The sequence below is a fragment of the Aeromonas sp. 62-46 genome (assembly GCF_001898585.1).
GTDB classification, from domain to species: Bacteria; Pseudomonadota; Gammaproteobacteria; order Enterobacterales; family Aeromonadaceae; genus Aeromonas; species Aeromonas caviae.
The window spans coordinates 198,263-217,765 of sequence record NZ_MKUI01000050.1 but is presented as its reverse complement, the minus strand read 5'-3'; the positions used below and the strand labels follow the sequence as shown (position 1 = coordinate 217,765).

The 19,503-nt window shown below is 61.9% G+C and carries 17 protein-coding genes; 8 read left to right on the top strand and 9 right to left on the bottom strand.

Going from position 1 to position 19,503, the window contains the following annotated elements; all coding sequences use genetic code 11:
• Nucleotides 1-252 precede the first annotated feature (252 nt).
• The 4 genes from BGO64_RS16390 to yidZ all read left to right on the top strand — a co-directional run bounded on the left by BGO64_RS16390 (nt 253) and on the right by yidZ (nt 5,524).
• Complete coding sequence (locus BGO64_RS16390) at nt 253-1,683, top strand: alanine/glycine:cation symporter family protein (protein ID WP_043155782.1); 1,431 nt, start codon at nt 253-255, stop codon at nt 1,681-1,683.
• Nucleotides 1,684-1,862: 179 nt separating this feature from the next.
• On the top strand, nt 1,863-3,014 hold the full coding sequence (blaMOX, locus tag BGO64_RS16385; protein WP_286701028.1) for a CMY-1/MOX family class C beta-lactamase: 1,152 nt from the start codon (nt 1,863-1,865) through the stop codon (nt 3,012-3,014).
• 292 nt (nt 3,015-3,306) lie between these two features.
• Nucleotides 3,307-4,473, top strand: coding sequence for an MdtL family multidrug efflux MFS transporter (locus tag BGO64_RS16380; protein ID WP_286701027.1), 1,167 nt, complete (start codon nt 3,307-3,309; stop codon nt 4,471-4,473).
• Nucleotides 4,474-4,483: 10 nt separating this feature from the next.
• The gene (gene yidZ, locus BGO64_RS16375; RefSeq protein ID WP_286701026.1) at nt 4,484-5,524 is read left to right on the top strand and encodes an HTH-type transcriptional regulator YidZ; all 1,041 of its coding nucleotides are present in this window, start codon (nt 4,484-4,486) and stop codon (nt 5,522-5,524) included.
• Here yidZ and ruvX read toward each other — a convergent pair.
• From ruvX to metK, 7 genes are all read right to left on the bottom strand, one after another.
• Entirely contained in the window at nt 5,521-5,943 is a 423-nt protein-coding gene (gene ruvX, locus BGO64_RS16370) for a Holliday junction resolvase RuvX (protein ID WP_010673863.1), read from the bottom strand. The two genes, yidZ and ruvX, sit on opposite strands and share 4 nt — an antisense overlap.
• 109 nt (nt 5,944-6,052) lie before the next feature.
• On the bottom strand, nt 6,053-6,607 hold the full coding sequence (locus BGO64_RS16365; RefSeq protein ID WP_286701025.1) for a YqgE/AlgH family protein: 555 nt from the start codon (nt 6,605-6,607) through the stop codon (nt 6,053-6,055).
• 154 nt (nt 6,608-6,761) lie between these two features.
• A complete protein-coding gene (gene gshB / locus BGO64_RS16360) occupies nt 6,762-7,712 on the bottom strand; it encodes a glutathione synthase (RefSeq protein WP_286701024.1) in 951 nt (316 codons plus the stop codon).
• Nucleotides 7,713-7,835: 123 nt separating this feature from the next.
• The gene (gene rsmE, locus BGO64_RS16355; protein ID WP_010673866.1) at nt 7,836-8,567 is read right to left on the bottom strand and encodes a 16S rRNA (uracil(1498)-N(3))-methyltransferase; all 732 of its coding nucleotides are present in this window, start codon (nt 8,565-8,567) and stop codon (nt 7,836-7,838) included.
• Nucleotides 8,568-8,696: 129 nt separating this feature from the next.
• Nucleotides 8,697-9,389 (bottom strand): endonuclease, encoded by a 693-nt coding sequence (locus tag BGO64_RS16350; protein WP_039040144.1) that lies wholly within the window; start codon nt 9,387-9,389, stop codon nt 8,697-8,699.
• Nucleotides 9,390-9,462: 73 nt separating this feature from the next.
• A complete protein-coding gene (locus BGO64_RS16345) occupies nt 9,463-10,002 on the bottom strand; it encodes a SprT family zinc-dependent metalloprotease (protein ID WP_286701023.1) in 540 nt (179 codons plus the stop codon).
• 68 nt (nt 10,003-10,070) lie between these two features.
• Nucleotides 10,071-11,222, bottom strand: a complete 1,152-nt coding sequence (gene metK / locus BGO64_RS16340) for a methionine adenosyltransferase (protein ID WP_010673869.1) — start codon at nt 11,220-11,222, stop codon at nt 10,071-10,073.
• Between the two features lie 340 nt (nt 11,223-11,562).
• Here metK and tkt point away from each other — a divergent pair, with 340 nt between their 5' ends.
• Together tkt and BGO64_RS16330 are read left to right on the top strand one after the other, a co-directional pair.
• The gene (gene tkt / locus BGO64_RS16335) at nt 11,563-13,554 is read left to right on the top strand and encodes a transketolase (RefSeq protein WP_151027453.1); all 1,992 of its coding nucleotides are present in this window, start codon (nt 11,563-11,565) and stop codon (nt 13,552-13,554) included.
• Nucleotides 13,555-13,856: 302 nt separating this feature from the next.
• Nucleotides 13,857-14,147: a hypothetical protein gene (locus tag BGO64_RS16330; RefSeq protein WP_183148792.1), complete on the top strand. Its 291-nt coding sequence runs from the start codon at nt 13,857-13,859 to the stop codon at nt 14,145-14,147.
• Between the two features lie 88 nt (nt 14,148-14,235).
• Here the strand turns inward: BGO64_RS16330 and BGO64_RS16325 are convergent, their stop codons facing one another.
• The gene (locus tag BGO64_RS16325) at nt 14,236-15,501 is read right to left on the bottom strand and encodes a RidA family protein (RefSeq protein WP_286701022.1); all 1,266 of its coding nucleotides are present in this window, start codon (nt 15,499-15,501) and stop codon (nt 14,236-14,238) included.
• 1,070 nt (nt 15,502-16,571) lie between these two features.
• On the opposite strand from BGO64_RS16325, the gene BGO64_RS16320 reads away from it, so the two are divergent.
• Together BGO64_RS16320 and BGO64_RS16315 are read left to right on the top strand one after the other, a co-directional pair.
• The gene (locus BGO64_RS16320; RefSeq protein WP_041212597.1) at nt 16,572-17,444 is read left to right on the top strand and encodes a hypothetical protein; all 873 of its coding nucleotides are present in this window, start codon (nt 16,572-16,574) and stop codon (nt 17,442-17,444) included.
• A gap of 375 nt (nt 17,445-17,819) precedes the next feature.
• Nucleotides 17,820-18,221 carry a hypothetical protein gene (locus tag BGO64_RS16315; RefSeq protein WP_233721082.1) on the top strand — a complete coding sequence of 134 codons (402 nt, stop codon included), beginning with the start codon at nt 17,820-17,822 and terminating at the stop codon, nt 18,219-18,221.
• Nucleotides 18,222-18,333: 112 nt separating this feature from the next.
• Here BGO64_RS16315 and BGO64_RS16310 read toward each other — a convergent pair whose 3' ends face one another.
• A complete protein-coding gene (locus BGO64_RS16310) occupies nt 18,334-19,458 on the bottom strand; it encodes an anhydro-N-acetylmuramic acid kinase (RefSeq protein ID WP_286701021.1) in 1,125 nt (374 codons plus the stop codon).
• Nucleotides 19,459-19,503: the final 45 nt, after the last annotated feature.

The window sequence follows — 19,503 nt, the reverse complement described above, 5'->3', positions numbered from 1 at the left end:
TGTAAAATGGTTCTCTATTGGCTCTAATTTGTGAGGGGCTGGGTTGCACATCAATTTTTGTTGATTTATTGCGTGCTAAATGAAGCTTTTTTGCATCAAATTGCTCGTTTTTTGTCTCCCCAGTGAGCCCTGTCACTATTCTGAATTCCCTCGCTATGCTAGATTCCGCCCCTTCGGCGCAATGCTGGTTCGGAAATTGACAGAGAGCGGTCAGCGCAGACTGGCCATGGATGTGATAACAACGAGAGAATTATGGACACCTTGATTGCAATGATTAACGACCTGATGTGGGGAGCCGTGCTCATTTACCTGCTGATCGGGGTCGGTATCTTCTTTACCTTCCGCCTGGGCTTTATCCAGATCCGCCACTTCGGCCACATGTTCTCGGTCCTGCGCAACAGTCGCAAATCCGACAGCGCTGGCATCTCCTCCTTCCAGGCTCTGTGTACCAGCCTGGCGGCTCGCGTCGGGACGGGCAATCTGGCCGGTGTGGCCGTCGCCATCTATCTGGGTGGCCCTGGCGCCGTCTTCTGGATGTGGCTGATCGCCTTCATCGGCATGGCCACCGCCTTCGTGGAAAGCACCCTGGCCCAGCTCTACAAGGTCAAGGATGAGGATGGCAACTATCGGGGTGGCCCCGCCTACTACATGGAGCGCGGCCTCGGCATGCGCTGGATGGGGGTGGTCTTCTCCCTCTGCCTGCTGCTGGCCTTCGGTCTGGTGTTCAACGCGGTGCAGGCCAACTCCATCAGCCTGGCCATGAACGTCGCCTTCGGCATCCCTGACTGGGTGAGCGGTCTGGCCCTGGTGGTGCTCTCCGGTCTCATCATCTTCGGCGGCATTCGCGGCATCGCCCGCTTTGCCGAGCTGGTGGTGCCCTTCATGGCGATCGCCTATATCCTGATGGCGCTGTTCGTGGTGTTCATGAACATCAGCGAGCTGCCGGGTATCTTCGCCCTCATCATCAAGTCTGCGTTCGGCATCGAGCAGGCAGGTTCCGGCGCCATGGGCTATGCCATCTCCCAGGCGATGATCAACGGCATCAAGCGCGGCCTCTTCTCCAACGAGGCGGGCATGGGCTCTGCCCCCAACGCTGCTGCCACCGCCACCCCCTATCCGCCGCACCCGGCCTCCCAGGGTTATGTGCAGATGCTGGGGGTCTTCCTCGATACCATCGTCATCTGTACCTGTACTGCCGCCATCATCCTGATGTCCGGCCAGTTCGAGCCGGGTTCCGGCGTGACCGGTGTCGAGCTGACCCAGCGCGCGCTCTCCTCCCAGGTGGGCGGCGGTGGCAACATCTTCATCGCAGCGGCCATCTTCTTCTTCGCCTTCACCTCCATCGTGGCGAACTACTCCTATGCGGAGACCAACCTGGTGTTCCTCGAACACAACCACAAGGGTGGCCTGATGCTGTTCCGGATGTTCGTGCTGGGCATGGTGATGTTCGGATCCGTGGGCGAACTGCCGACCGTGTGGGCTCTGGCGGATGTCTCCATGGGGCTGATGGCCATCGTCAACCTGGTGGCCATCCTGCTGCTCTCCGGCGTCGCCATCAAGCTGGCCAAGGACTACAACGACCAGCTCAAGGTGGGCCGCGTGCCGACCTTCGATGCCAACAAATACCCCGAGCTGCGCAGCCAGCTGGAAGAGGGGATCTGGGACAACCCGGGCAAGAAATAAGCCTGCGTTGCAAGGTGATTGAAGGGGAGCCATGGCTCCCCTTTTTCATGGGTAAAAAGAGGGGGCGGCTTCACACTGACTTCACAGAGCCTCATCGGCAGCACACCTCGCGGGACTATGCTGGGTTCATCACTCGCCGCCATGGCGATACCTTGCTAACGACAGTCAGGAGACATGCAATGCAACAACGACAATCCATCCTGTGGGGCGCTCTGGCCACCCTGATGTGGGCCGGTCTGGCTCATGCCGGTGACAAGGCGGCGACCGATCCCCTGCGCCCCGTGGTGGATGCCAGCATCCGGCCGCTGCTCAAGGAGCACAGGATCCCGGGCATGGCGGTGGCCGTGCTCAAGGATGGCAAGGCCCACTATTTCAACTACGGTGTGGCCGATCGGGAGCGCGCGGTCGGTGTCAGCGAGCAGACCCTGTTCGAGATAGGCTCCGTGAGCAAGACCCTGACCGCGACGCTGGGGGCCTACGCCGTGGTGCAGGGGGGCTTCGAGCTCGATGACAAGGCGAGTCTGTTCGCCCCCTGGCTCAAGGGATCCGCCTTTGACAACATCACCATGGGGGAGCTGGCTACCTACAGCGCGGGCGGCTTGCCGCTGCAATTCCCCGAGGAGGTGGATTCGCTCGAGAAGATGCAGGCCTACTACCGCCAGTGGACCCCAGCCTACTCGCCGGGTTCCCATCGCCAGTACGCCAACCCCAGCATCGGGCTCTTTGGCTATCTGGCGGCGAGCAGCATGAAGCAGCCGTTCGATCGCCTGATGGAGCAGACGATCCTGCCGGGGCTTGGCCTGTACCATACCTACCTCAATGTGCCCGAGCAGGCCATGGGGCACTACGCCTACGGCTACTCGAAGGAGGACAAGCCCATCCGCGTCACTCCCGGCATGCTGGCGGACGAGGCCTACGGCATCAAGACCAGCTCGGCGGATCTGCTGCGCTTTGTGAAGGCCAACATCAGCGGGGTGGATAATGCGGCCATGCAGCAGGCCATCGATCTGACTCACCAGGGCCAGTATGCGGTGGGGGAGATGACCCAGGGACTGGGCTGGGAGCGTTACGCCTATCCCGTCAGCGAGCAGACGCTGCTGGCGGGCAACTCCCCGGCGATGATTTACAATGCCAACCCGGCGGCGCCCGCGCCCGCTGCGGCAGGGCACCCTGTGCTCTTCAACAAGACCGGCTCGACCAATGGCTTCGGGGCCTATGTGGCCTTCGTGCCGGCCAAAGGGATCGGCATCGTCATGCTGGCCAATCGCAACTACCCCAACGAGGCGCGCATCAAGGCGGCCCACGCCATCCTGACGCAACTGGCCAGGTAATGGAGCGCCTTCGCTGAGCCTTGAGGGCACGTCGCATCGCGGCGTGCCCGTTACTTCGGACCCGACCCCTCAAGGGCGACCTGGCAGGGGGCGGGTCGATGAGCATGCCAATCCGGACCTCTCCTGCGGGAGATGTCCGGATTGGCATCCACCGAGTGCCATCTCGTCACTAGGCCCCGGCAGGCCGCCCGCTCTATAGTGCCTGGCATCTTCCTCTGCTTTTGCAGGATTGAGTTGTCCATCTCGCTGACAGCGCACCTGTGATGGTGAAACCTGCTGCTATGGAGCCTTCATGGGTATGTTTCTGCTGTGTACTTTTCTGATGATCATCCTCTATCCCCTCGGGATCGATCTCTATCTGGTGGCCGTCCCCCGCATTGCGCAAACCCTGCAGGGGAGCGAGGCGCAGATCCACACCGCTTTTTCCATCTATCTGCTGGGCATGGCGGCTACCGTGCTGCCGGGGGGCATGCTGGCGGATCGCCATGGCAGGCGCCCCGTGGTGCTGGGGGGCGCCCTCATCTTCGTGGTCGCCTCCCTGGTGGCGGCGGAGGCGACCGGCATCGCCCAGTTTTATCTGGGGCGTTTCTGGCAAGGGGTGGGCGCTGGAGCGCTCTACATCATGACCTTCACCGTGCTGCGGGATGTGCTGAGCCAGGCGCGCCTCGCGATGGCTCTCTCCCTCATCAACGGCGTGATCTGCGTCATTCCGGTGCTGGCTCCCGTACTCGGTTATCTCATCCTGTCGCACTTCGAGTGGCGCGGCATCTTCGTGGGCATGGCGCTGGTGGCCGCCATCAGTGCCCTGGTCAACCTGCGACTGCTCAAGGAGACCCGCCCCGCCCGCCAGCCTGCGGGGGCATCGCCGCTGGCCCTGCTGGGCACGGCCCCCTTCATGCTGCGCGCCTTGCTGACCAGCGCCAGCGTGACCGCCATCCTAGTCTATGTGAGCGTCTCGCCCCTCGTCCTGATGACCACGTTCGGCCTGTCTCCCGAGCAGTACACCCGGCTGATGATGGCGATGGCCGGGGTGAGCATGTCCGCTTCCTTCCTGACCCCCTTGCTGCTGCGCTGGCTCGGCAAGGCAAGGGTACTGGCGCTCTCCCATCTCGCCTACCTGCTGGCCTTGCTCGCCCTGCTGTGCAGCAGCGGGCCCGAAGGCGGCCTGCCCTGGCTGCTGGCGGGGTGTGCCCTGGTCTGTATCGGGTTTTCCTGCGGGTTCGGGGTGGCGATGGGGGAGGCGCTGGATGTGTGCGGTGATCAGGTGGCATCGGCCAGTGCCCTGCTCTGCATCATGCAGATAGGGTTGTCCGGGCTCTTCATCTGGGGGATGGGCCATCTGGGGATGCCTGCGCTCTGGATGCTGATCCTGGCACTCCTGCTGGCGCTGCTCGGTTACCTGGTGGTCAAGGTGCTGCTACCATGGCGTGCGATCCGGCGAGTACGGGCTCGGGGATAGGAGAGAAGCGATGCGCAATCTGGGTGAACTCGATTTGAACCTGCTGGTGGTCTTCAGGCACCTGATGCAGGAGCGCAGCGTGGCGGGGGCGGCCAAGAGGCTGTGTGTCACCCCGTCGGCGGTGAGCAAGGCGCTCGGCAAGCTGCGGGACTGGTTCGGGGACCCCCTCTTCGTGCGCGTGCGTCAGGGCTTGCAGCCGACCAATCTCTCCCTGACCCTGGCAGAGGAGCTCAAGACCTGGTTCCAGCTCACCGAGAGCATCAGCACCCTCAACAGCGAGGCGATCCCCGAGGGGGCCCGCTTCAGTCTGGTGATGGAGTCCCCCTTCGGCATCAGCTTCCTGAGCGAGCTGCCCACGACCATCTACCAGAAGTACCCCCACTCCGTGGTCAGGATGCTGGGCTGGGATCACCACTCTCTCAACGACATCGTCAACGGGGAGGCGGATCTCGGCTTCTGTGCCCGGGAGACCCACGGCCGCTCCCATGCCAGGGTCAACCGGCTGCCCTATTACATCGATCACGAGGTGCTGTTCTGCGATCGTCCCGTGGTGTTCCTGCGCAAGGATCACCCCTTGCTCGGGCAGACGTGGTCGCTGACCCGCTTTCTGGCCTGCCCCCAGGTGAGCGTGGTGTGGGAGGCCAGCGACAGCTGGGCACTGGATGATCTGCTGGAGGACGAAGGCCACAGGCGGCAGGTGCCCATCATGGTGGCGAGCTTCGAGCAGGCGCTGCACATCGCCGCCCAAAAGAGCCACGAGCTGATCGCCGTGGTGCCTTCATATTGCGCGGACTATGCCGCCAGACATCACCCCGGCCTCATCCCCATGCCGTTGCCGCTGGAAGAGTCTCTCTATGCCCAGCTGGAGATCGCCTTCATCCTGCTGTGGCACAAGCGCCACAATCAGGATGCCAAGGTGATGTGGTTGCGGGGGGAGATCCGGCGGCTCTATGGCCTGGCCGCGGCGGGGATGACGCGTTTTGCCTGGGGCGGGCCCATGGAGAGCGGGGAGGCGAAAGAGAAGCAAGGTGGAGGAGGCACCCCGGTTTAGTCGTACTGCTCTTCCATCCAGGCTTCGACGATGAGCTGGGCGGAGACGCCGTCCACGCTCCCCTTGTCCAGCGCCTTGTAGCCGCCACGTTCAAACAGGCGGGCGCGGGCATCCGTGGTGGTGAGCCGCTCGTCCTTGAACTCCACCGGTTTGCCGAAGCGACCGTGCAGGCGATTGCCGAACTTGCGGGCCCGCACCGTGATCTCCTGGTCCGTGCCATCCATGTTGAGCGGCAGACCGACGATCAGCAGATCCGGTTGCCACTCCTTGATCAGCTTCTCTATCTCGTCCCAGTTGGGGATGCCGTCGTTGGCCTTGAGGGAGCGAAGGGGGCGGGCGCTGCCCGTGAGCTCCTGGCCGATGGCGACACCGATGCTCTTGGTGCCGTAGTCAAAGCCCATGATGCTGCGTGATGACATGGGGTCTCCTCGAAATGGATGGATAAATGAAGGGGGAAGCCCCCTCCCTGTCTCCCCCTGCTCGTGAGGGGGGAGCGTGCCGCCTCCCCCGGAGGGGAGGGCCGGGGTGTCAGCTATGCCCCACCTGGCTGGAGAGGTGCAGGGGGTTGACCCCAATGCTCGCGGCGGCTTGCTGCCAGCGCAGGTGGATGGGGGTATCGAAGACCAGCTTGGGATTGGGGGGGATCACCAGCCAGGCGCCATCCACCAGCTCCTGCTCGAGCTGGCCTGCACTCCAGCCGGCGTAACCGAGCGCCACCAGCCAGTGGTCTGGCGCCTCGTCGGTGCCCAGGGTCTCCAGGATGTCCTTGGAGGTGGTGACCATCATCTCGTCGCTCACCTGCAGGGTGGAGTTGAACCCCGGGCGGAAGCTGTGCAGCACAAAGCCGCGATCCCCGTGCACCGGGCCCCCCTGCAACACCGGCTGTTTCATCTCGGCGGTGGCGGGGGGATTGAGGTTGAGCTTGGGCAGCATGGCGTCCAGGGACATGTCGACCGGAATGTTGACCACCAGTCCCATGGCGCCTTCGCTGCTGTGTTCGCACAGATAGACCAGGGAGCGCTGGAAATAGGCGTCCGTGAGGCTCGGCATGGCGAGCAGAAAGTGATTTTGCAGTGTTTGCATGGAGCGTATGTATCTCTTAGCGTGCAAAGGTATTTGGGGTGATTATGGCAGTTGATGGCGGCGGGCAAAACCGCTTTTTGCCGGCAGGAGGGCGGTAGTCAAAGGGGCCCTCACGGCCCCTTGTGTGTGTGTCCTCGCCGCAGCAACGAAGGGGTCAGCGGCCCAGTCGGCGCTCGATGGCGTCCATCAGCATGCCGGTGATGGAGACGTCGAAGGCCGCCTCAATCTCGCGGATGCAGGTCGGGCTGGTGACGTTAATCTCGGTCAGGCGATCGCCGATGATGTCGAGGCCGACGAAGATGAGCCCCTTCTCTTTCAGGGTCGGGCCTACCGCGCGGGCGATGGCCCAGTCCGCGTCACTCAAAGGGCGCGCCTCACCACGGCCGCCGGCCGCCAGGTTGCCACGGGTCTCACCCTGGGCCGGAATGCGGGCCAGGCAGTAGGGCACCGGCTCACCGTCCACCACCAGCACCCGCTTGTCGCCATCCTTGATGGCGGGCAGATAGGTCTGCGCCATGCAGTACTGGCTGCCGTGAGAGGTTAGTGTCTCGATGATGACGCCGACGTTGGCGTCATCCTCCTTCATGCGGAAGATGGAGGCGCCGCCCATGCCGTCCAGCGGTTTGAGGATGACGTCCTTGTGCTGGGCGTGGAAAGCCCGCAGCTTGTCTGCTCTGCGAGTGACGAGCGTGGTCGGGGTGTGCTCGGCAAACCAGGCTGTGTAGAGCTTCTCGTTGGCGTCGCGCAGGCTCTGGGGCTTGTTGACGATGAGGCAACCCTCATCCTCGGCCCGCTCCAGCATGTAGGTGGCGTAGATGAACTCGGTGTCGAAGGGGGGATCCTTGCGCATCAGGATCACGTCCAGGCTGGAGAGCGGCTGATCCACCACCGCGCCGAGGCTGTACCAGTCGGCATAGTCATATTTGACGGTGAGCGGACGCATGGTACCGAAGGCGCGACCGGCCTCCATGTAGAGATCCTTCATCTCCAGATAGAACAGCTCGTAGCCGCGCTTTTGCGCCTCTTCGAGCATGGCGAAGCTGGAGTCCTTCTTGATATTGATGGCCGAGATGGGGTCCATCACGATGCCGAGTTTAATGGTCATCCGAGTTTCCTTCCTAATGGCTCGATGGGATGTGATGACCCCCTCCCTGCCTCCCCCTTCACAAGGGGGAGGGGCCTGTTGCTCCCTCCCCTGCGAAGGGGAGGGCCGGGGTGGGGTCGGCTGTCAGGCCAGATCGCCAAAGCGGCACTGAAGCGCAGTAATCGCCGTCAGGGCGGCGGTTTCGGTGCGCAGCACCCGCGGCCCCAGCAGCATCTCCTTGAAATCTTCCTGCACGGTACGGGCGATCTCGTCGCTGGACAAGCCCCCTTCCGGGCCGATCAGCAGGCGCACGCCGTGCTCGGGGATGGGCAGGGTGTTGATGCTGTAAGGGGCGCGCGGGTGCAGGTTGAGCTTGAGCTCCTGAGTCTCTTCCGCCAGCCAGGCGTCCAGCTCCATCGGCATGCGCACCTCGGGCACGGTATTGCGGCCGCACTGCTCGCAGGCGCTGATCACCACTTTTTGCCACTGCTCGCGTTTTTTCTCCAGCCGATCGGCGGGCAGCTTGACGCCGCAGCGCTCGGAGAAGAGGGGCGTGATGCAGGTGACGCCGAGCTCCACGGATTTCTGGATGGTGAAGTCCATCTTGTCGCCGCGGCTGATCACCTGACCCAGGTGGATGGCAAGGGGGGACTCCACCGAGCGGGTCTCGCAACTGTCGATGGTCACTTCCACCGACTTCTTGCCGACGTTGGCGATGGTGGCGGGGTACTGGTTGCCGTCGCCGTTGAACAGCTCGAGCTGCTGGCCCGGCTGCATGCGCAGCACGCGGCCGATGTGATTGGCACCGTCTTCCGACAGGGCGAGGGTCTGGCCAACCTGCAGGCTGGCCGGTTCATAGATACGTGGAATGCGCATGGCTGATAGTCAGTCTCTTGCTTGGAAACCCTTCAATACCCTACTGCACGGCGGCGAGCAAGGCTCGCGAGACAGAGAGTGAAGGGATTCAGGAGGAGGGGGACGCTCCCCCTCCCTGGTCAAATGGGGTTATTGGCACTGCTTTTCAATGAAGGGATTGGTATTGCCCTGCAGCTTGCCGATACGGCGGTTGCGCTCGCACTCCCAGCGATCAGCCGGATACTGCCTGTCCCAGGCTTCGTAAAGCTTGCGCTGCTGGGCTGCCAGACGCAGTCCGTACTGCTGGCTCATGTAGAGGTAGGCGCGTGCGATCTGGCCACGCACCGGCCCCTTGGGCGGCTGCACCTGGCGCTCCTTGAAATCCACCAGCATCTGGCACTTGCCGTACTGGTTCGGTTTGCCGTTCCAGTCGCTGAAGCGGAAGTTCGCCCGATCGCCGTTCACCTCGCCGATGGCAGGGAAGAGGTTGTGCATGTCTCCCTCCATCCTGTTGAACTCGTCGCTCTTGCCGCAATTCTTGCGACCCCCGTCCTGCCAGCACTGGAGCTGGTGGCCGAACTCCCAGGCGGGCACCACGTGCTCCCATTCGATGCGGGAGGCCCGCTCGGCCTGCTTGCGCGGCAGGTAGCCGCAGCTCTCCCAGTCGGGGGCCATCTTCTTGCCGCTGAACTTGATGTTGCAGCCGCAGTAGAAGGTGACGGGGTGGCTCTGGTAGAGCTTGTTCAGATCCTGCTTGGCGGCGCGAAAGGTCTGGATGTTGTCGGCATGAGCCGGGGCGCTGACCAGCAGGGCCAGGCAGAGAGAGAGCAGAGGGCGAAACATGAATATCCTTGGCAATGAGACAGTTGAATGAAGTAAGTGCGCACCCTATCACAGGAGCGCGACACGGGGTGACTCAATCCGCCGTCGTGTCGCGCTGCCACACCAGGGGCTGGCGACAGCGGCGGCAGTGATAGCGGGCCTCGCCGCGCATCACCTTGTTGTGGCGGCGCACCGAGAGGGGATGCTGCTGGCAGGCGCAGGCATACGCGAAGGTGCGCTGGGCCAGCACCCCCAGATCGAAGCTGTGGGTGGTGCTGGGTACGAGATCGAACAGCTCCCGCATCACCGACTGCCACTGGCGACCGTGGGGCAGTACCCGGCTCTTGCCGCGCCCCTCTCCCCAGAGCGCATAGACCAGCAGGTGCGCCACCTCGTGGGGCACCACTTCCCTTAAAAACGCCTGCTGATTGGCCTGATAGAGCGCCGGATTGAAACGCAGCTCCCAGGTTTGCAGCCGCGCCGACCCTGCCGCCCGGCCCCGCATGTTGCAATGGACTTGCGGGCGGGGGAAGGTGCGGCCAAGGCGCGTTTCGGCCTGCACAAAGCAGGCTTCGACGCGCGCGAGCAGCGTCTCGATGAGGGCGGGGTCAAGCCGGGTGGCAGTGGCAGGCATGGGATCCTCGGGACAGGACACAAAAGCAAAAGGGGAGCCAGGCTCCCCTTTTATCACAACCTCGAGCCTTACAGGCCGGCGGCAGCGCGCAGCAGCTCGGCCTTGTCGGTCTTCTCCCAGGGGAACTCGTCGCGGCCGAAGTGGCCGTAAGCGGCGGTTGCCTGGTAGATCGGGCGCTTCAGATCCAGCATCTCGATGAGACCATAGGGGCGCAGCTCGAAGAACTCGCGCACCAGCTTGACCAGCAGGGCTTCGGCCACCTTGCCGGTACCGAAGGTTTCGACGCTGATGGAGGTGGGCTCGGCCACGCCGATGGCGTAGGAGACCTGCACTTCACAGCGATCCGCGAGACCTGCGGCCACGATGTTCTTGGCCACGTAGCGGGCGGCATAGGCGGCAGAGCGGTCCACCTTGGACGGATCCTTGCCGGAGAAGGCGCCACCACCGTGACGGGCCATGCCGCCGTAGGTGTCGACGATGATCTTGCGACCGGTCAGACCGCAGTCACCCATGGGGCCGCCGATGACGAAACGACCGGTCGGGTTGATGAAGTACTTGGTGTCCTTGTTGATCCACTCGGCGGGCAGCACCGGCTTGATGATCTCTTCGCGCACCGCTTCCACCAGATCGCTGTGGCTGATGGAGTCGCAATGCTGGGTGGAGAGCACCACGGCATCGACACCCAGGATCTTGCCTGCGTCGTCGTAGGCGAAGGTCAGCTGGCTCTTGGCGTCCGGACGCAGCCACGGCAGGGTGCCGTTCTTGCGCACTTCTGCCTGACGCTTCACCAGCAGGTGGGAGTAGGTGATGGGCGCGGGCATCAGCACGTCGGTTTCGTTGGTGGCGTAGCCGAACATCAGGCCCTGGTCACCGGCACCTTGCTCCAGCGGGTCGGTACGGTCGACGCCCTGGTTGATGTCCGGAGACTGTTTGCCGATGGCGTTCAGCACGGCGCAGGAGTCGGCGTCGAAGCCCATGTCGGAGTGGGTGTAACCAATCTCGCGCACGGTGTCGCGCACGATCTGTTCGATGTCGACCCAGGCAGAGGTGGTCACTTCGCCGGCTACCATCACCATGCCGGTCTTGACCAGGGTTTCGCAGGCGACGCGCGCCTTGGTGTCCTGCTGCAGGATGGCGTCCAGCACCGCATCGGAGATCTGGTCGGCGATTTTATCGGGATGGCCTTCGGAGACCGACTCGGAAGTAAACAGCTTTGCCATGTTTGGTTCTCGATTCGTAAGGGTTATCGCCTTGGCCATAACCGGATAATGACAGGATGACTGTAGAGGTATCTACATCTGGACGTCTATTTTAAATAGGTCATCCGGTGATTGCCAGCACTATTTGGGGGTGGAGCCGCCCGGGGCGGGATGGGGAAGGGATCCACCTCCATGGAGGTAAGGCAGGGGGTGGATTGAATCGTTTTCCCCGCCCAGAAAAGCGATTGTGCTCCCAAAGCCACTTTATTCGCCCAGATAATATTTGCACGCCGCGCCCCCTGCTGGGACAATAACGCGCCTTAATCTTGGCCATCAAATGAAGCAATCGCAGGAGATACAGATGCCTTCTCGTAAAGAGCTTGCCAATGCCATTCGTGCATTGAGTATGGATGCCGTTCAAAAAGCCAACTCCGGTCACCCGGGCGCCCCCATGGGAATGGCGGATATCGCTGAAGTGCTGTGGCGCAGCCACCTCAAACACAACCCGAACAACCCCAAGTGGGCCGACCGCGACCGTTTCATTCTCTCCAACGGCCACGGCTCCATGCTGCTGTACTCCCTGCTGCACCTCTCCGGTTATGACCTCTCCATCGACGATCTGAAAAACTTCCGCCAACTGCACTCTCGCACCCCGGGTCACCCGGAGTATGGTTATGCGCCGGGCGTTGAAACCACCACCGGTCCGCTGGGTCAGGGCATCACCAACGCCGTGGGCATGGCGATCGCCGAGAAGGCCATGGCTGAGCAGTTCAACCAGCCGGGTCACGACATCGTCGACCACTACACCTACGCCTTCATGGGCGACGGCTGCCTGATGGAAGGTATCTCCCACGAAGCCTGCTCCCTGGCCGGCACCCTGGGTCTGGGCAAGCTGATCGCGTTCTGGGATGACAACGGCATCTCCATCGACGGTCACGTAGAAGGCTGGTTCACCGACGACACTCCCAAGCGCTTCGAAGCCTACGGCTGGCACGTCATCCCGGCCGTTGACGGTCACAACCCGGAAGCCATCAACGCCGCCATCGAAGCCGCCAAGGCCGAGACCGGAAAGCCTTCCTTAATCTGCTGCCGCACCATCATCGGTTACGGTTCCCCGAACAAGTCCGGCTCCCACGACTGCCACGGCGCACCGCTGGGCAATGACGAGATCGCCGCCGCCCGTGCTTTCCTGAAGTGGGACCACGCGCCGTTCGTCATCCCGTCCGACATCGCCGCCGAGTGGAACGGTCAGGAAAAGGGCGCCAAGCTCGAATCCGACTGGGCTGCCAAGTTCGCCGCCTATGAAGCCGCTCACCCGGCCCTGGCTGCCGAGTTCAAGCGCCGCACCACTGGCGAGCTGCCGGCCAACTGGGCTGCTGAATCCGCCAAGATCATCGAAACCCTGCAGGCCAACCCGGCCAAGATCGCGACCCGTAAAGCGTCCCAGAACTCCCTGGAAGCTTTTGGCAAGCTGCTGCCGGAATTCATGGGCGGCTCTGCGGATCTCGCGCCGTCCAACCTGACCATGTGGTCCGGCTCCAAGTCCCTGACTCCCGAGAGCGCCGCAGGCAACTACATCCACTACGGCGTGCGCGAGTTCGGCATGTCCGCCATCATGAACGGCATCGCCCTGCACGGTGGTTTCATCCCCTACGGCGCCACCTTCCTGATGTTCATGGAGTACGCCCGCAACGCCCTGCGCATGGCCGCCCTGATGAAGCAGCGCGCCATCTTCGTCTACACCCACGACTCCATCGGTCTGGGTGAAGATGGCCCGACCCACCAGCCGGTGGAGCAGATCGCCTCCCTGCGTCTGACCCCGAACATGAGCACCTGGCGCCCGTGTGACCAGGTAGAGTCCGCCATCGCCTGGAAACACGCCATCGAGCGTACCGACGGCCCGACCTCCCTGATCTTCTCCCGTCAGAACCTGGCCCAGATGGACCGCACCGCCCAGCAACTGGCCGATGCCGCCAAGGGTGGTTACGTGCTGAAGGATTGCGCCGGTACCCCGGAACTGATCCTGATCGCCACCGGTTCCGAAGTGGAGCTGGCCGTGGCTGCCTATGAGCAGCTGACTGCCAAGGGCCGTGCCGTGCGCGTGGTCTCCATCCCGTCTACCGACGTGTTCGACGCTCAATCTGCCGAGTACAAAGAGTCCGTCCTGCCGGCCGCCGTCACCAAGCGCGTGGCCATCGAAGCGGGCATCGCCGACTACTGGTACAAGTACGTCGGTTTCGGCGGCAAGATCATCGGCATGCGCACCTTCGGTGAGTCCGCCCCGGCCGAGCTGCTGTTCAAGGAATTCGGCTTTACCGTGGAAAACGTGGTTGCGACCGCAGAATCCCTGTAACAGCCCCTGTAATCGCTGAATATTGGGCCGCCCAGGCCCAATAGCCAGAACGATAAAACGCCCTCCATCGCAAGATGGGGGGCGTTTTTTATATTTTTTTCGTTGTTAACTTGAATGAGATCGGACTTTTAAGTAAAACGCATATTCTGTAAGCAGAATTGCCTTTATATCAATTAACTCATTGAATTCATAAATTAATATTTTTCTCCATGAAATACATTTCAAATTCTGTGATTATGGTCACCATTGAGTCTTTTGGGATGGAGTAGTATTCCTGCTTATTTTATCAAGGAGAGATATATATGATTCGTGACTTGATTGATGCAATAAATAGCCGAAAAGAAATAGAGTTTACATATAGTGGTTATGTTCGAAAAGCTAAACCTGTTGCTGTAGGGGTGTCCCGTAAAGACAATGTCGTATTACGTTGCTACCAAACTGAGGGAATGCATGTAACTCCAGGGCATGAGTGGGATTTATGTCTGGTCGATGACATATCTAATCTCGTAGTTACAAACAATGTTTTTCATGTCGACCCTCCCGGCTATAAGAAAGGAGATAAGCACATGAAAGATATATACGCTGAGTTATGACACTATCAGTGTGCATGTGTGCATGAATGGGGAATAGAAAAAGACACCGGCCTGAAGCCGGTGTCTTTTTTACTATTAGCAACAACCCTTACACCTGCGGCGGGGTGCTTTCGGCGTTGGACATCACCGCATCAATCTGCACCAGGGCGCCGGCGGGCAGCTCGCTCACGCCAATCACGGTGCGGGCAGGCAGATAGGCCGGGAAGTACTTGGTGTATATGGCATCCACCTCCGCCAGATCCGCGATGTTGGCAAGCTGGATATTGACCTTGACGATATCGTCCATCACATGGCCGATGCTCTCGACGATGGTCTTGATATGGCCGAGGCACTGGGCGGTCTGCTCACGGACGCAACCGGTCAGCACCTTGCCGGTGGTCATGTCGAGCGGCAACTGGCCGGCGATATGGTTGTAGTGGGAGAAGGCGACGCTCTGGGTATGCAGCGGGCTGCGCGGCGCCTTGTCGGTATTGCGGGCACGGATCACCAGGTTGTGCCTGTCTTCCACCAGCTGGGGCGGGGTGCCGTCACCGTGGGAGATGACCGCATCCATCTGCACCCGGGCACCCAGCGGCAGGGCAGAGGCCGCGATCACGCTGCGGGCCGGCAGATAGGCGACGGCACGGGCGATGGCGGAATCCGGGAAGAAGGTGGTGTAGACCTCGTTGACGGCGTCCAGATCGACGAGGTGGGTCAGATAGACAGTCACCTTGACGATGTCGTCGAAGGGCACGTCGATGCTCTCCAGCACGGTTTTGATATTGCGCAGGCACTGGGCCGCCTGCTCGCGAATGCCACCGTCAACCAGAGCGCCGGATGCGGGGTTGAGGGGCAGCTGGGCACCGATATTGTTGTAATGGGAGAAGGCGACGCTCTGGCTGGAGAGCGGATCCTGCGGGGCGTGGTCGCTATTGCGGGCGAGTTTGAGCAGCGGGCAGGGAGCCTGGGGGAAGGTGCCTTCCCCGTTGGAGAGCAGGGCGTCCATCTGCACCCTGGCGCCGAGCGGCAGACTGGCGACGGCGAGCACTGTGCGGGTCGGCAGCGAGTGGGGGAAGAATGCCCGATAGACGGCGTTGACGGCATCGAGGTCGGCGATGTCCGCGAGGAACAGGGTCACCTTCACCATGTCCTCCATGCCGTGGCCAATGCTCTCGACGATGCCCTGGATATTGGTGAGACACTGTCTGGCCTGCGCCTGGATATCCCCTGCGACCAGCGCGCCCGTTTTCGGATCGACCGGGAGCTGGGCGGCAATATTGTTGTAGTGGGAGAAGGCCACGCTCTGGGTATAGGGCCCCAGATCCTGAGGCGCATTGGGGGTATTTCTGGCTGACTTGATGATGGTACCACTCATGGCGATACTCCTTTTTCGTTTTTGATGTAGGGTCCGGGCCGCATTGTTCTTCCCTGGCCGAATACGGCACGCTGATGACTCGTGATATTGCGGCAACAGTTGCCCGTTCCCGCCGCAGGGCGACGGAGAAAAGGAGAACGATCATCACAGTGTCGAGCCCTGTTTCGATGCAGACAGCGCGTGCAACAGACAAGGGAGAGAAGTTGGCCTGGTGATTCAGACGGGAGAATTCTAGGGGGCGGTTATCCGGGGATGCAAACCGGGATCCTGTTTCTATGAAGTGGCTCAACAGAGTGAAATATATTCATTTTGCGATTCAATTCATGACGGGTATGGCAAATAAAGGTGATGATGATCCCGCTTTACCATGAAAGTGGAACCAGATAGCGCCATATTGTCGCGCATCAGGGTTACAGCCTGTGAATCCTCCGTTAATACTTTTGGCGAAATTGCAGCTTATTCTCCCGGTTTTGCATAGCTATCTATTTATCGCTCTCTCGACGCCCTGTTCAGCGCCGCCAAAATATGCTGTGGCGAGCACACTGAAATAACATTCACCCTCTTTGCATGGCCACAGGTCATGACATAAATACGGGAGAAAGAGAGGGCGCATTTTAGCCCCTGCGGCGGAGGCTGACATGGGCGGGTCGCCACATCGCCTATGCCATATCTTTTCAGCGGCGCGAACGCACCCCGCCAACAAGGCTCATAAGCAAGGGGAGGGGGCCTTCCCCTTGCCTGCCCCGACTTGCCGCCCCCCGATGCATATCACTCCTGTCATGACCCTCCCTGTGAGGGGGCCCCGGAGTCCGCCCTGCTTTGCCGCCCTGACGTATCCCGCACTCCTTGCGATGCAGCCAGCTCATCTTCCCCGCACCACCCTTATTTGTGCTTTTTGTCATCAACTGCCGTTATTGCGACCTGGGTCGGGGTTTGGGTGGATTATTAACTTTATGATTAATAATGAAATCAGGGACCCTGCCGACGAGCAGCACGGATCGGCACTCATCTGCCCGGGAGTGGCACATGCGATCGCATCGCGATCCCCGTCATCTGACTTCGGAGGTTTTATGCTTGGATTCATTCTGGGTGACATGTACAGCCGCACCAGCGGGTTTCGGCCACCCCCCCGCCTAGGCAAGCACTTCCCCCTCGCCCCCGACTATCAACTGCGCGGTCGCACCGGTGCCGCCATCCTGACCATGGAGACCCTGCTCGATACCCCCTATCCCCAGAAGAAGTTCAGGGCCCTGATCTATGGCGCCTTTATCGAGCGCCAGCGTCGCCTCTTTGCCGAGCAGGTGGTCATCGGCCGGATGGAGGAGGGCCAGGACCTGGCGATCGCCATTGACCTCGCCTTTATCAGCACGGCGGTGCCCATCGGTCTGCTCGCCATCTCGGAGGAGATCGCGCTGCTGACCACCCCCCGTCCCACCCAGACCCATCCCCATCAGGCGGCCTTGAGCCAGGCGCTCGACTGTACCGCCATGCTGATGTTCTATGCCAAGGTCATTCGCCAGCGCAATGCAGTGCTTGAGCACATCGGCCACCAGTTCGGCTACAGGCCGCAGGCCGGGCTGGTGGCCAGGGTGGGCCACGGCGGGGAAGATGACTATGCCGCCTTCATGGTCAATGTGATGACCTGCATCGCCCATTCGGGCTCCTTCAAGGAGGCGCTGGAGAATGGCGTCAGGATGGGCATGCACGAGCCCGCTTTCTTCTGTATCGTCGGCGCCCTGGCCTCGACCCTGTGGGGAGTCCCCAAACCCTGGGCCCATGAGATCTCTCGATTCATCCAGCGCCAGCACCCCCACTATCTCCAGATCCTGCTGCGGGGCGAAGCCAGGGTGGGCCGCAGACAGATCAACCTGGAGCCTCCCAAACCGCCGCTCTGTGCACCGGTCAAGCGCCAGGTAAACCGCTTCCTGAAGTGGGCCTTCTAGGGCCATGGGAGTGCTCTCGAGGGGCGGGCCTATGGCGCCATCCCATCGGCCCGCCCCTCCTGAGGGTCATCACGGGGCTGTAATCTCACTGACCCCTGATCCCCCGGCTACCTTGCCCATGAGAGGATGGCCAGAAAAGCCAACGGCTGCACGGGGGACAAGGGGTGGATAGAAGGTGATCCACCTCGCCTTTTGATTTGAACGTCTTTTGATGTTTGGCGCCATACGATACCATGCGCAGCGTGTGTTCCTGTTGGGGGAGGTGCCGCCCATCACCCCGTGGCTGGCTGCTGGTCCGTCATGATCATGGGATGCACAATCCGGGGCCGCCACGGCAACCCCTTATCGCCATAGCCAACAGGACGGAGTATCAGGATGGCCATTGCCATTGAACAGTCGGACAACACACTGAGGGTGAACAAGGATCGCTACGATCTGGACCGCATCGTCGGCGTGCAGGTAAAAGCACTCGGCTGGATGGATAGGCTCAAGAAGACCTTGTTGCTGGGGGTGGTCACCTCCAGTGTGCTCTTTTACTTCACCCCTTCCTACGAGCAGGCGGGCAACTGGCTCATCGTGCTCTTCCTGCCCCTGGTGGGTTTTCTGTCTGGTGCGCTGATGGGGCTGCTCTCCAGCGCGAAATATGAGTTTTGCATCGAATTTTCCCACGCCGACGAGACGGGCGTGCAGTGGATCACCGCAGCCAGGAGCCGGCATGTCGCCGATTATGAGACCTTCAAGGCGCAGGCGGCCAGGTTGAAAGATCGGCTCGGGTAGGGAGCACAGAGTGACGGGTCTGCGCCATCTGGCGCCAGGCATAACAACAAGCCCGATCAGGTGCACCTGTTCGGGCTTGTTCCATTAGAGGGGAGGGCGCTCGGGAAGCGGCTCAGGCGGGATAGAGGGCGCCCAGCACCGCCGGGCGGCTCGCACCGGTCACCGCAGGCAGGTTGCCCGGCTTTCGCTGGATAAAGCGTTGTGCCAGCCAGGCAAAGGCGGCCCCTTCCACCCAGTCCGGTGCAAGGCCGAGCTGGGCGGTGCTGGTCAGATGCCAGTCGGGCAGCAGGGCAGCAAGCTCCGCCAGCAGCGGGGCGTTGTGGGCGCCGCCGCCGCAGACAAACAGCTCGGGCCGGGTTGGCGCATCACGGTGGGTGGGCAACTGGCGGGCGATGCTGTGGCAGGTGAGGGATTGCAGGGTACGCTGCACATCAGCGGGGGCGTATGCGCAGCCGTCCAGCTCGCCGTCGAGCCAGTCGAGGGTGAACATCTCACGCCCCGTGCTCTTGGGGGCGGGGGCGGCGAAGTAGGGGTGAGCCAGCAACTGCTCCAGCAGCGCAGGAATAAGCTTGCCGCTGGCGGCCCACTGGCCACCGTCGTCATAGCTGTCACCGTGTGGATGGTGGCGGCGATACCAGCCGTCGAGCAGGGTGTTGGCGGGGCCGGTATCGAAGCCATATACCCCTGAACCCGCCCCCCCGTCGGCCTGGCCGGGCAGCACCGAGATATTGGCAATGCCGCCGAGGTTCAGCACCACCCGCAGGGCACCGGGGCGGGCAAAGAGCGCCTGATGGAAGGCGGGCACCAGGGGCGCCCCCTGACCGCCGAGGGCCATGTCCATGGTGCGAAAATCGGCCACCACGTCGATGCCGGTCAGGGCCGCCAGCAGGGCCGCGTTGCCAATCTGCAGGGTAAAACCGAGGGCTGGGCGGTGGCGTATGGTCTGGCCGTGACTGCCGATGGCGCGAATCTCCTTGGGAGTCAGCGCCGCCTTGGCGAGCAGGGCCTGGGTGGCGGCGGCAAATTCGCGGGCCACCAGGTTGTCGGCGACCCCCATGCGGTCGATTTCGTTCTCCCCCGGGGTGCAGAGGGCGTGCAGCTCGTGGGCGGTCTCCGCTGGCCAGGGATGGCACAGCGCCGCCTCTACTCGAAGCGCTTCCCTATCCATCGTCACCAGCACTGCGTCGATACCATCCATACTGGTACCGGACATCAAGCCTATATAGCGTTCAGTCATGACAACCCCTTTCAATGATGCGGGGGAACGGTTCGATACCATGCC